Here is a 12,674-nt window from a genome sequence, read left to right as displayed (position 1 = left end):
GGGGTTCTTGTTCCAGGTTTGATGACAATTTGCTGTAAGACTCTATTAGATTAATAAAAAACCCACCCCTACTGTTTCCAGGGGTGGGTAATTCATTAATTATGGATGTGGTTGAATGGCAAACTAGAACATACCCATGCCGCCCATGCCGCCCATGCCGCCCATACCACCCATACCACCCATACCACCCATGCCGCCCATGCCGCCCATACCACCATCAGGAGCGCCAGCGGATTGTTTCTGAGGCTTTTCAGCAATAATGGCTTCGGTAGTTAGTACCATACCGGCAATAGAAGCAGCGTTTTGTAAAGCGGAACGAACCACTTTCGCAGGATCAATAATACCAGCAGCAATTAAGTCTTCAAATTCGCCTGTAGCTGCGTTGTAGCCGATATTCAAATCAGTTTCCCGAACTCTGGCAACAATTACAGAACCTTCTGCTCCAGCGTTGTCTGCGATTTGCCACAGGGGAGCTTCTAAAGCTTTTTTAAGAATATCAGCGCCAATTCTTTCTTCAGGAGTGAGGCCGTTTTTAATAGCATCTATCTTGCTAGATAGATAAATTAAGGTTGTACCACCACCAGGAACAATTCCTTCTTCTACCGCTGCTTTGGTAGCGTTAAGTGCATCTTCAATCCGCAATGTTTTGTCTTTGAGTTCGGTTTCTGTAGCTGCACCGACTTTAATCACGGCAATACCACCAGCTAACTTAGCAATGCGTTCTTTCAGTTTTTCGGTATCATAATCGGAGTCAGTTTCCGCCAACTGTTTACGAATTTGCTCAATCCGGATTTGGGTTTCTGGTTTAGCAGAATTACCAGCTACAATGATGGTGTTTTCTTTGTCAATGTAGATTTTCTCAGCAGTTCCCAACATTTCCAAAGTAGCGGTATCTAAGCTCAAGCCAATGTCTTCAGAAATCATTTGTCCATCAGTGAGAATGGCAATATCTTCTAACATAGCTTTGCGGCGTTCACCAAAACCAGGAGATTTAATAGCAGCGATCGCTAATACACCACGAGCTTTATTGATAACCAAAGTTGCTAAAGCATCACCATCTACATCTTCAGCAATAATTAGCAAAGGTTGACCTAACCGGGCAACTTTTTCCAAGATAGGGACTAAATCTTGAATGCTGCTGATTTTCTTATCAACAATCAAGATGCGAGCATTTTCAAACTCTACTATCATCCGTTCATTGTTGGTGATGAAGTAAGGAGAAATATAACCTCTGTCAACCTGCATCCCTTCAACTACTTCTAGTTCAGTGGTGAAGGATTTAGATTCTTCAACGGTGATTACGCCGTCTTTAGTCACTTTCTCCATTGCCAGTGCGATCATTTGTCCCACTTCAGCATCATTACCAGCGGAAACTGTGGCAACTTGAGAGATCGCACTTCCTTCTACTGGTTTAGCAATCTTGGCAATTTCTGCTACCAGTGCCTCAACGGTTTTATCAATACCCCGTTTTAAGCTAATGGGATTTGTCCCAGCAGCAACATTCTTTAAACCTTCCTTAATCAAGGCTTGTGCTAGAACTGTGGCAGTGGTAGTTCCATCGCCAGCTACATCCTTGGTTTTTGATGCTACTTCTTGAATAAGTCTAGCACCAGTATTTTCCAGTGGATCTTCTAGTTCAATTTCTTTAGCAACAGTGATACCATCGTTAACAATTTGGGGAACACCAAATTTTTTCTCTAATAGAACGTTACGACCTCTTGGTCCTAAAGTGATTTTCACTGCATCTGCTAGGGCGTTAATACCCCTTTCTAATGCCCGTCGTGCTTCTTCATTAAATGCAATAATCTTAGTCATGTTTTATTTTTCTATTGCTTCCATTAGACAATTTAGCACTCACTGACCAAGAGTGCTAATCCCTTTCCCCAATTTAGATTAACAATCAAAATCTCAAAATTGATTAATATTAACAGTTGATACTTATGTTTGACCATAAAACTAATGATTATATTGGGAGCAGATGAACTTAGCAAACTCCCTTAAATCCCTTGGCATTGCTGACCCTAGCGGCTCCGGCTGGTTAGCTGTAGTATTCACGTTTCTATTAGCCTTGATTGTTACCTGGCGTTTAATTCCCACAATTCGCAAATTTGCCTTAGAAGTAGGTTGGGCAGATCAACCCAATGCCCGCCGGTTGAATCAAGAACCTTTACCTAATGCTGGAGGTTTGGCAATCTACGCAGGGGTAATTGCGGCTTTGGTTTTAGCTAGTCTCTTGCGGCCTATTGAACTGCAAGGGGTTTTGGCTCAGGTGTTAACGATTCTTCTCGGTGGTTCAATTTTAGTGCTGGTGGGCTTTATTGATGACCAATTTGGCTTACCTCCATCTGTGCGGTTATGGGCGCAGGTAACAACAGCACTTTTGCTGGTTGGTAATGGTATTAGCATCAAAGTTGCCTTTGGTACACCCATTGATTCTCTCTTATCTATGGCTTTAACTGTGCTGTGGGTGGTGGGGATCACTAATGCTGTTAACCTCATGGATGGGATGGATGGTTTGGCTGGTGGCATCAGCTTTATTACTGCCATCAGTTTGTTAGGAGTTTCTGCCCAGTTTGATAATCGTGCCGCTGCAACTTTAGTTTTAGCGGCTTTGGGAGGGGCGGCACTGGGCTTTTTACGCCATAATTTTCATCCTTCAAAGATCATTATGGGTGATGCTGGAGCATACTTTTTTGGCTATGTCTTAGCAGCAACCAGCATTTTAGGCAAACTCCAACTCAATACAATCTATGCCCTAATCCCTACAGTTTTATTTCTGCTGTTGCCAGTTATTGACACTACTCAAGTGTTTGTGCGCCGTCTCATGGCAGGGAAAAACCCTCTGAGTACACCAGGTAAAGACCACATCCATCACCGCTTGTTGGCTTGGGGACTATCTCAACGCAATGCGGCTTTTATCTTATGGTCAATTACTTTGGGTTGTAATTTGCTGGCTATGAGAGTACAGGGTATGAGTTTAGCAGTAATGCTGACTACTGCCGTTGGTATTATCTTGCTATTAGGGCTTACCGTTTGGCAAAGAATGTTAAATAACAGGGAACAGGGAATAGGGAACAGGGAACAGGGAATAGGGAACAGGGAACAGGGAACAGGGAACAGGGAATAGGGAATAGAAGCATAAATTCTTCCCACTGACAACTGACAAATTACATTACCATCCCCCCATCAACGTTAAAGACTTGTCCTGTAATGTAAGCTGCTGCGGGATCAGATGCTAAAAACCGCACCATGCCGGCAATTTCTTCTGGTTTACCAAAACGCCCCAGTGGGATATATTGCAGGATTCCTTCGGCTTTGATATCGCTGGTCATGTCCGTGGTAATAAAACCAGGAGCAACGGCATTTACAGTGATTCCCCGGGAAGAAAGTTCTTTAGCGACGGTTTTGGTGAAGCCAATTACACCAGCTTTGGCGGCGCTGTAGTTGGCTTGTCCAGGATTGCCCATTTGTCCAGCAACGGAAGCAATATTAATAATCCGTCCAGAACGTTGTTTAAGCATAATTTTACTAACGGCTTTTGTACATAAAAATACACCAGTCAAGTTTAAATCTATGACTGCTTGCCATTCTTCTAATTTCATTCTTAGTAGGAGGGTGTCACGGGTAATACCTGCATTGTTGACTAAGATATCCACGCGCTGGAATTTTTCTAAGGTGGTACTAAATAGTGTATCTACTTCTGCTGGTTTGGAAACATCCGCTTGAACAGCAATGGCCTCTCCCCCTGCTGCTGTGATTTGGGCTACTACTTCTTCTGCTGCTGTGCTAGAACTAGCGTAGTTAACAACTAATTTTGCACCTTGAGTTGCTAGTTGTAAAGCGATCGCTCTGCCAATTCCCCGTGATGCACCTGTGACTACTGCAACCTGATCTTTTAATAAACTCATCTCATTTTCCTCAATTTCTGGAGATACCGCGCTAATTATCTTAGAATAATTTGGTAAGGAATGAACGAATTTGCTTTCACTAGAGAGAAAAATGACAATTTATGGTTATAAGAAACTATTGAATTATTAAAACCAGTTAAAAATAGTTGATTCAATAAAATTTCTATAATAATTTCTGAAGGAGATTATAAACATCCCCTTTATCATCTTCTTTTCGTAAGCCAACACCAACTACTAAAACCACCACTTGATCAAGTTCTACTTTATAAAGTATCCGATAGCGTTGACTAACAGCCCTAACACTGCGATAATTGATCAGCTTTCCAGTTAAAGGCTTTCCTTGTTTTTCTGGGTCTATTTTTAACTTATCAATACGTGAATTTATCGCTTGCTGGTGACGTTTATCTTTAATATTTGCTAACATCTCTATTGCTAGAGGTGTTAACTGGATTTGAAATTCAATATTATCGGGTTGTGGTAGTTCAGAGTCCGAGTTTGAGTTTTGCATCATGCCAATTAATAGTTTCTCCCCTCTCTCCTTGAGCTATACTTTCTTGTAGTTGCTGGGTAAATTCTTTATCAGATAAAATTGCCAGAGTTTCTAGTAAAGATTCATATTGCTCAAAACTAATTGCTGCTATTACTGGTTTACCATGTTTAGTAATAATTATTGGCTCTTCTTTTATATCATCTGGTAAATCTAAAAGTTGCTCTTGCGCTTCCGTAATCGTTAGGTATTTTAACATATTCTGGTTGATAAATAATAATTAAATATTATTATATCACTTATTTGAGAAACCAACCTAAAGCCAGTCTAATTTTATAGAAAAATCGCTCTACCAATTCCTCGTGATGCACCTGTGACAATTGCAACCTGATCTTTTAATAAACTCATCTATTTTGCCTCAATCTTGGAGATACCGCGCTAATTATTTTAGAATAATTTGGTGAGGACATAACTTGAACAAAACGGGAAAATTGTCTGCTAAAACTGGAATCTTAACTACACAACAGTTTCAGCGATGCTTGTTTTCCTTTATTCTAGAGGATTCTTTGATAGAGATTGCAGATAATTGAGAATTTGAAAAGGTAAAAATATGAGAATTACTACCAACTTAAAACAACTTTATGAAACCGATGATAGTTTATGGTTAGAAGAAACTATTGAATTATTAAAACAAAAACAGTTTAATCAACTCGATATAGAAAACTTAATTGAGGAATTAATCAGTTTGGGTAAAAGAGATCTAGCTAAAGCCAAAAGTCTTTTAAGACAGATTATTATTCATTTATTATTACTTCAATATTGGCAGGTAGAATATGAAAGAAACTATCGTCATTGGCTTGGAGAAATTAAAACTTTTAGATATGATTTGAATAATCATTTAACGACGAATTTAAGGAATAAGTTAGAGGATGATTTAGAAAATATTTATGAAAGTGCGGTTGATTTTGTGAAAATTAAAACTGATTTAACTATTTTCCCAGAAAAATGTCCTTACACTCTGGCACAATTATTAGATAACAATTATTTACCCATTGATGTGTAAAAGGATAGGCGCACCTGGATGGTAGATAGTTATTAGTATATCAAGATTTTTGTGAATTGGTATAATCTAGTTACAGAGGATTTCATCTTTTGTGAGGTACACTATTAGCGGGCAAGATGCCCGCACCACAAGAGTTTTATCCTTAATATCTATGCTTGATAATACCGGGAAGTGCTGTAATATTTCAACTTAAACCTATATTCTGACCATTCTGATGAGTTGGTTCAGCTTTAGCAACTACAGAATTAGGAAGAGGTGGGGGTGTAGGGATTTTCGATTCTAGATGGGTTTTACTATTAGTTTGATTCAAAAGAATCATAGACAACAAACCATCTGCTAAACCGTTATTACTACCATTATTACCACCAACTATAATATCAGGAATAATGCGGACATTGCGATCGCCTACAATTTGCATTAACTGCATAGCCGTGTAACCCTGTAAACTCAAGGCTTGTACCCCTGTCCGGTAGGTTTCTGCTTTGGCGTTACCGGTGGCAAGAATACCTTCTGCCTTAGCTAAGTCTTTGAGTTTAGTTGCTTCGGCTTCACCATTAGCTTCTTTAATTGCAGCTTGAGATTTCAACTCTGCTATTTGCACATTTTGTTCTGCTTCTACCATCTCTTCTTGAATATCGGCTAAAGCAGTTTCTCTCACTAGCATTTGCCGTTGGGTTTCTGCCATTTGCTGAACTTCGTAAGTTTTCTTTTGTTCTTCCGCAATTTTACGATCTGTCAATGTGTGCATCAACTCTTTTGGTGGTGTAATCAAACCAATTAAAGAATCTACAGCCTGTACATCATAAGCACGCAAGGCAGTTTTAACATATTCAGATGCTTCTACTTGACGTTCACTGCGCGCAATCAAGAAATCTAAAATAGTGTATTCTTGAGCAGAGTTGCGGAAATAATTACCCACAATTGGACGCAAAACTTGATCAATGACGTTTTGCATTGAACCCAAGCGAGAAATCACTTTCGGTGCATCTGAAGCACCAATGTGAATAATTTGGAATATCTCTAAATCAAAGCTGAAACCATCAAAGGACAGGAGTTTTAGCGCCGTTAAATTGCTATCGTATCCATGTTGACCGCTAATTCTATCGGTAAAATTCAAGACGATGTTAGTTGTTGGGACTAATTCAACTTTCATCACCTTAGTGTTGAGTGGATGTTTACCTGGATACAGAGGTTCTACCCAAACACCTTTATGTCCTTGATTTACCAAATTACCATGAGTGAAAGATGCGCCGCTGACATCTTCTTGCTCTTCACCTACGAAAGAAATTACCACACCGACGTAACCGATAGGAATTTCCGTCATTGCCACTTGTTCAATATTTACCAACCAAGGGTTAAGATTCCAAGAACCTGATAATAATACCTGTTCTTGCAAACCCCGTTGTCCCCCAGCATCAATAAATTTTTGACCATTCTGGAAATTATTATGACCAGGAATAATCCTTCCAGCAATCTCACCTGTGGCAATTGGTAAACCATCTAAAGTAGTGACAATACCCACTTTTTCTCGTGCTATTTCATAAATATGCAATTGTTCTGGTCGCATACCATCACTACTAGAATTTGCAGATGTGATAACTTTAAATAATGCGGTATTGATCCGGTAAGTACCTGCGGTGATAAAAGCAATTTGTCGGCCTTTTTCCCCACCTTTGGTCAAAAATTTGCGAGCATCTTGAAAATTATCACATTCGACAATTTTGCCCAAAATCCGTTCTGGTGGGTTAGAAGCCCCATCGGCGGCGACAATCAGAGCGATTTGACCTTGGGGGACAACAATTACCGACTCTTTTTTAACTGCATATTGCCAAGGCCAATAACCCCAGTGCCAACCAGGGGCGAGGGTATCGGCTTGTAAACCCGCTTCACCATTGAGGGCGATTAATCTCCCAGGAGGTAGTCCTTTACCGGAAAGGGTGAATTTTTTCACCACAATCCCCACTTCCCGTTCACCGATAACTACCAGTCCCCCAAAGAAGAAACAACCACCAATAATGATCACAGGAATAATGATCAACGGTTCAATCCCCATGGCTTGATAGGGAATTTGGCGAGTTACTGATTGAGTAACTACGGGTTGCTTTTGATTATAGGGAATTGATCCGGAAGTTAATTCTTTTTCTGTCAGCACTTTTATGGAAGTGGCATTGGCAGCATTAACACCACCTACTAAGGCTAAGGCTGCAATTGCAGATGTAGCCAAGGTGACAAATTTATTTTGCTTACTTTTACCAAGGGAAAATGGAAAGCTTTTCATATATGTACCTTTTTCAGCAAATAATTATCCAAGTTATCACTACATGAGCAGGGAATGATTTTTCTTAGAGGATGAATGAAAAAGTTTTTAATGTATAAACAAACCCCTCTTGTAAACCTCTCCGCGAAGCGGGGAGAGACTTTGAAACCCCCCTTCCCTAGTAGGGAAGGGGGGCAGGGGGGTTAGGTTTTTGGAGATTATCGGTTTCATCTAATACTTTATGGCTAACGCCACGCTTCGCTATCAAACAACCTCTTAACTCTTAACCCTACTGTAACAATTAATCAGAAAACCTAAGTTGTCACGAATCAACTCATATATTACCCCTCTCCATAACAGTGTGGTGGGCATTGCCCACCCTACGGAATCAAGGTTCATAAGATCATGGTGCAAAATGTGCATCAACCAAAACCCCCACCTCCGGGAGTTTCAATCACGAAAATATCTCCTGGTTGCATCTCTACAGTTGCGGTACTGCTTAAAATCTCCTCAGTGCCATTTTGACGCTGTACCCAGTTACATCCTACTTTTCCTGCTTCTGCACCATGTAATCCAAAGGGAGGAACACGACGATGGCCCGAAAGAATATTAGCCGTCATTGGTTCTAAAAACTTAATCCGACGGATTACCCCATTACCTCCCGAATATTTGCCTTTTCCTCCACTATGGGGACGCAAACTAAAACTTTCTACCTGGACAGGATAACGAGTTTCTAAAACTTCTGGATCAGTTAAACGTGAGTTAGTCATGTGGGTATGAACTGCATCAGTCCCATCAAAATCAATTCCTGCACCTGAACCACCGCAAATAGTTTCATAATATTGATATTTTTGATTACCAAAAGTGAAATTATTCATTGTTCCCTGGGAAGCGGCCATGATACCCAAAGCACCATATAAAGCATCAACGATAGTTTGGGAAGTTTCAACATTTCCGGCTACTACTGCTGCTGGATAAGTTGGGTTCAACATACAACCTTGAGGAATAATAATTTCTAAAGGTTTGAGACAACCAGCATTGAGGGGAATATTATTATCAACTAATGTCCTAAATACATATAAAACTGCTGCTTGGGTTACAGCCTTGGGAGCATTGAAATTACTATTTAGTTGTGCAGATGTACCAGTGAAATCAATCTTAGCACTGCGATTTTCTCGATTAATTATTACCTTAACTTGAATTTTTGCCCCATTATCCATTTCATAAATAAATGAGCCATTTTGCAAAATATCAATTGCCCGTCTGACTGATTCCTCTGCATTCTCTTGAACAAACTGCATATAAAGTTGGACTGTTTCTAGTCCATATTGATTAACCATTTTGCCAAGTTCTTGCAATCCCCTGGCATTAGCAGCAATTTGGGCTTTAAAATCGGCAATATTTTGGTCAGGATTACGGCTAGGATAGGGATGATTTAATAAATAATTTCTCACGGCTGTTTCTTGAAATTCTCCCTGTTCTACTAAGAGAAAATTATCAAATATAACTCCTTCTTCTTCTACTGTGGTACTATGAGGAGGCATAGAACCGGGAGTAATGCCACCTATATCTGCTTGGTGTCCACGAGATGCAACATAGAAAATAATTTCTTGATTTTCTGCATTAAAAATTGGGGTAATTGCTGTGACATCAGGTAAATGTGTTCCCCCGTTATAGGGGTTATTTGATAAATAAATATTTCCCGGTTTAATATTGTCACCTTGATCATTAATTAGACTGCGAACACTATCACTCATTGAGCCTAAATGTACGGGAATATGAGGAGCATTGGCAACTAATAAACCAGCAGCATCAAAAATAGCACAGGAAAAATCTAGTCGTTCTTTGATATTGACTGATGTTGCTGTGTTTTGGAGAACAATTCCCATTTGTTCCGCGATAAATTGATAAAGATTTTTAAATATTTCTAAACGAACGGGATCTGGTTGAGATGTGGTGGACATTTTTTGACTAAATTAATTTTAAGATTAAGGATATGTTGGGTAACATGAGCGTCTACCCAACCTACAAATTGTTTTTTAGATGGTATCTGGATCAATATTTAATTCCCGCAATTTTGCAGCTAAACGTTCTGCTCGTTGAGTTTCACGTTTTGCGGTTTCTTCAGGTGTGGGTACTAAACTTGATTCTGGGGTGAAATAACGTAATAAACCATTAAAAATTCCCAAAAATAGGCCTAATTGTTCACTCCATAAATGTCCTTGCTCGTTGGCTTTGATAGGTTGATATTTAGCATCTACTAAATGAAAACCTGCAAATTCTAATGTATAGGGGTCAAACCAAAAGTATTCTGGTGTGCGGAAAGTATCTTGATAAAGTTGTTTTTTAGATTCTCTATCTGTCTTTGCTGTTGTTGGTGAGAGAATTTCGACAATTACATGAGGATATTTACCATTCTCTTCCCACACTACCCAACTTTTACGGGTTTTAAGTTCAGTTCCTAAAACTACAAAAAAATCAGGACCCCGAAAATTTTCTGTTTTTCTTTGGTGAGGACTATAATAAATACTCAGATTTCCCGCAGCATAGAAATCTGTTCTATCTTTCCATAACCATTTAAGACATTTGATTAAGAGCATAATTTGCTCTAAATGTAGTTCTGTTTCCACGGGAGGTTCATCACTATATAAATCGCTGGGAGGAAAAATTACATCTGGGAAGATATTTTGTTCAGATACTAATTCTTGAGTAATCATCATGATATGATACCAAGTAGTTGTTTATTGATCTTAGCATTAATTGAACGCAGATAAACGCAGATTTCCATAAAATTGCTATAAGTTTACTTTCTAGATAAAATTAGATGATTACGTTCAGTTAATTTTGCTTGCCAATTCGGTTCAATTACTATTGTACTGATTTTTTCAACAATGATTGCAGCACCATTTATATTATCTCCTGGTTGTAATTTTTCTCGCAGATAAACTGGTGTATCATGCCATTTTTCAGCAGTAAACATTTTCACGATTTTAACAGGTTGGGGTTTTTCCTCTATAGGGCGTTGACGAATTATTATAGGTTCTTCAGGAGTATCCATTTTTTGAATTACTTCTACAGAAATAGATTCAACAATTAAGACTTTTTCTGTTTGCATAAAACCATAACGTGATTTATGTTCAATTTCAAATTGTTGTTGCATTCCTGTGATATCTAAGGTAAAAGCAACGGTTAAAATAGAGTTCGTTCCCTCATATTTTAAATTAACTTTTTTAATTACTTCTTCAAGTGCTGTTTTTTGTTGCTGGTTTAACTCACTCCGAGCTTGGGTTTCTAAAGATACCATTAATTTCTGTAATTGAGGAATTAATGTTTGATTTAAAGGTTGTTCTACTCCTGTAACTCTGTTAACTCTGACATCAGCTAAACCCATTCCATAGGCAGAAAGAACTCCCGCAAAAGGGTGAAGAAATATCTTTTTCATTCCTAAAGTGTCAGCAATTAAACAAGCAACTTGTCCTCCTGCACCACCAAAACAACAAAGTACATATTCACTAACATCATAACCTCGTTGAAGGCTGATTTTTTTAATAGCATTTGCCATATTTTCCACAGCAATGGCAATAAAACCTGATGCTATTTGTTCAGAAGTTTGATGATTTTTAGTGACAGATTTAATCTGTTTTCCTAATTCTCTAAATTTCTGAATGACAATTTCTTGATCTAAAGGTAATTTACCTTCACTCCCAAAAACTGCGGGAAAATATTGGGGGTGAATTTTTCCTAACATGATATTAGCATCTGTCACTGTTAATGGTCCACCACGCCGATAAGCAGCAGGGCCTGGATTTGATCCCGCAGATTCGGGTCCAACACGATAACTCGAACCATCAAAATATAAAATTGAACCACCTCCGGCTGCAATGGTGTTAATTGATAATACGGGAACTCGCATTCTTGCACCTGCAATTTCTGAATCTAGTTCTCTTTCATATTCTCCTTTAAAGTGAGCCACATCTGTACTTGTTCCTCCCATATCAAAGGTGATAATTAAATCAAATCCTGCTCTTTTGCTAGTTTCAACTGCACCGACAATACCACCAGCCGGTCCACTTAAAATGCTATCTTTACCTTGAAATTGGTCTGCGTCGATTAACCCTCCATCTGATTTCATAAACATTAATCTAACGTTGGGTAAGTGACTAGCTACTTGGTTAACATAGCGACGGAGAATAGGAGTTAAATAGGCATCAACGACGGTGGTATCTCCTCTACTAACGAGTTTCATTAAGGGACTGACTTGATGGGATATGGAGATTTGTGTAAAGCCGATTTCTTGGGCAATTTGGGCTACTTGTTGTTCATGTTGGGGATAGCGATCGCTGTGCATGAAAACAATGGCACAACTTCTAATTCCTGTGTTGTAAATTGTTTGTAAATCATTGCTAACTTGTTCAATATTGACGGAAATTAATTCATTTCCATGAGCATCATATCTTTCATTTATCTCAACTACTTGTTCATAAAGCATAGTAGGTAAAATTATCTGCCTGGCAAAGATATTTGGGCGATTTTGGTAGCCAATTCTCAAGGCATCTTGAAAGCCTTTAGTAATGAGCAAAACTACCCTATCTCCATGTCTTTCTAACAGCGCATTTGTAGCTACTGTTGTTCCCATTTTCACTACTTCTATTGTTTGATAGGGAATGGGTTCATAACTAGAAATGCCGATAATATCCCGAATCCCTTGAATAACTGCATCTTCGTATTGTTCAGGATTTTCTGATAATAATTTATAGACTATTACCCATTCTTGGTTAGGAAGAGTAACAATTAAAAACCGTTCTGTATTGTTTGATAATCTGTCTATAATTGTCTGATTATTGGTGACAGCAACAATATCTGTAAATGTGCCACCTCTATCTGCAAAAATTTTCAACATTATTCTATTTATTGGTATTTATCCTATAATAGGACTGCACAAAAAAGATGATTCAATCT

10 protein-coding genes are annotated in these 12,674 nt (G+C 38.8%); 2 read left to right on the top strand and 8 right to left on the bottom strand.

The genetic code is table 11. The annotated features are described in order from the left end of the window. Positions 1-123: 123 nt before the first annotated feature. Complete coding sequence (gene groL / locus EZY12_12770; GenBank protein QSX70341.1) at positions 124-1,815, bottom strand: chaperonin GroEL; 1,692 nt, start codon at positions 1,813-1,815, stop codon at positions 124-126. A gap of 163 nt (positions 1,816-1,978) precedes the next feature. Between groL and EZY12_12765 the strand changes: the two genes are divergently transcribed. Then, complete coding sequence (locus EZY12_12765) at positions 1,979-3,127, top strand: undecaprenyl/decaprenyl-phosphate alpha-N-acetylglucosaminyl 1-phosphate transferase (GenBank protein ID QSX70340.1); 1,149 nt, start codon at positions 1,979-1,981, stop codon at positions 3,125-3,127. Between the two features lie 40 nt (positions 3,128-3,167). Here EZY12_12765 and fabG read toward each other — a convergent pair whose 3' ends face one another. The 3 genes from fabG to EZY12_12750 all read right to left on the bottom strand — a co-directional run bounded on the left by fabG (position 3,168) and on the right by EZY12_12750 (position 4,654). After that, positions 3,168-3,908 carry a 3-oxoacyl-[acyl-carrier-protein] reductase gene (fabG, locus tag EZY12_12760; protein ID QSX70339.1) on the bottom strand — a complete coding sequence of 247 codons (741 nt, stop codon included), beginning with the start codon at positions 3,906-3,908 and terminating at the stop codon, positions 3,168-3,170. Positions 3,909-4,071: 163 nt separating this feature from the next. Next, positions 4,072-4,416, bottom strand: coding sequence for a type II toxin-antitoxin system RelE/ParE family toxin (locus tag EZY12_12755; protein QSX70651.1), 345 nt, complete (start codon positions 4,414-4,416; stop codon positions 4,072-4,074). After that, the gene (locus EZY12_12750) at positions 4,391-4,654 is read right to left on the bottom strand and encodes a type II toxin-antitoxin system Phd/YefM family antitoxin (GenBank protein QSX70338.1); all 264 of its coding nucleotides are present in this window, start codon (positions 4,652-4,654) and stop codon (positions 4,391-4,393) included. The genes EZY12_12755 and EZY12_12750 overlap by 26 nt, the downstream gene beginning before the upstream one ends. 351 nt (positions 4,655-5,005) lie before the next feature. Here EZY12_12750 and EZY12_12745 point away from each other — a divergent pair, with 351 nt between their 5' ends. Beyond that, on the top strand, positions 5,006-5,458 hold the full coding sequence (locus EZY12_12745) for a DUF29 domain-containing protein (protein QSX70337.1): 453 nt from the start codon (positions 5,006-5,008) through the stop codon (positions 5,456-5,458). A gap of 184 nt (positions 5,459-5,642) precedes the next feature. Here the strand turns inward: EZY12_12745 and EZY12_12740 are convergent, their stop codons facing one another. From EZY12_12740 to EZY12_12725, 4 genes are all read right to left on the bottom strand, one after another. After that, on the bottom strand, positions 5,643-7,736 hold the full coding sequence (locus EZY12_12740; protein QSX70336.1) for a flotillin family protein: 2,094 nt from the start codon (positions 7,734-7,736) through the stop codon (positions 5,643-5,645). A gap of 401 nt (positions 7,737-8,137) precedes the next feature. Continuing rightward, entirely contained in the window at positions 8,138-9,679 is a 1,542-nt protein-coding gene (locus EZY12_12735) for a hydantoinase B/oxoprolinase family protein (protein ID QSX70335.1), read from the bottom strand. Between the two features lie 75 nt (positions 9,680-9,754). Next, complete coding sequence (locus EZY12_12730; protein ID QSX70334.1) at positions 9,755-10,435, bottom strand: Uma2 family endonuclease; 681 nt, start codon at positions 10,433-10,435, stop codon at positions 9,755-9,757. Between the two features lie 83 nt (positions 10,436-10,518). After that, the gene (locus EZY12_12725) at positions 10,519-12,615 is read right to left on the bottom strand and encodes a hydantoinase/oxoprolinase family protein (GenBank protein ID QSX70333.1); all 2,097 of its coding nucleotides are present in this window, start codon (positions 12,613-12,615) and stop codon (positions 10,519-10,521) included. Between the last annotated feature and the right edge of the window lie 59 nt (positions 12,616-12,674).

Origin of the sequence: Dolichospermum sp. DET69, from assembly GCA_017355425.1 — a bacterium.
Taxonomy (GTDB): domain Bacteria; phylum Cyanobacteriota; class Cyanobacteriia; order Cyanobacteriales; family Nostocaceae; genus Dolichospermum.
Note: the sequence above shows the minus strand (reverse complement) of the source record. Positions and strands in the feature narration are given on the sequence as shown.